This window comes from Acinetobacter sp. NIOH-H-8, assembly GCF_046635365.1.
Classification (GTDB): Bacteria; Pseudomonadota; Gammaproteobacteria; order Pseudomonadales; family Moraxellaceae; genus Acinetobacter.
This window is the reverse complement of record NZ_JBHDVN010000331.1, coordinates 1-396: the sequence shown is the minus strand read 5'-3', so window position 1 is coordinate 396 and position 396 is coordinate 1. Positions and strand designations below refer to the sequence as shown.

At 70.7% G+C, this 396-nt stretch carries 1 protein-coding gene; it reads right to left on the bottom strand.

Annotated features, from left to right (window positions below):
• Positions 1-396, bottom strand: a 396-nt coding sequence (locus ACEWB7_RS18505; RefSeq protein ID WP_411581162.1) for a hypothetical protein, incomplete at both ends; no start/stop codon positions are given.

Sequence of the window (396 nt, the reverse complement as noted above, 5' to 3'; positions counted from 1 at the left end):
TCTCCAGGCAGCGCAGCCAGGCGGCCTCGGCCATGGGCAGCCATTGCTCCAGCGCCAGGGCCGGCTGGGCGGCGGCCATGTCGAGGAACATGTTGCCCAGCACGAAGAAGTAGTCGGGAAACGCCTGGCACTCGTTCATCAGCTCGCTCGACAGCACCACGGCCTGTTCCAGCGCCCCGGCCTGCGACAGGCAGTGCAGCAGCCGCGCCGCGGCACCCTTGCGCCAGGCCATGCCCGGCGCTGCGAGCTGCAGCGCCTTGAGGTAGAGGTCGGCGGCCTCGCGGAACTCGTGGGCGGACTCGTGCTCCTTGCCGAGCTGGTAGGCGATGTAGGGATCGTCCGGGCGGCGCCGGATCTCCTGCAGCAGCAGCCGCCGGTTGCGGTCGGCCTTGTGGG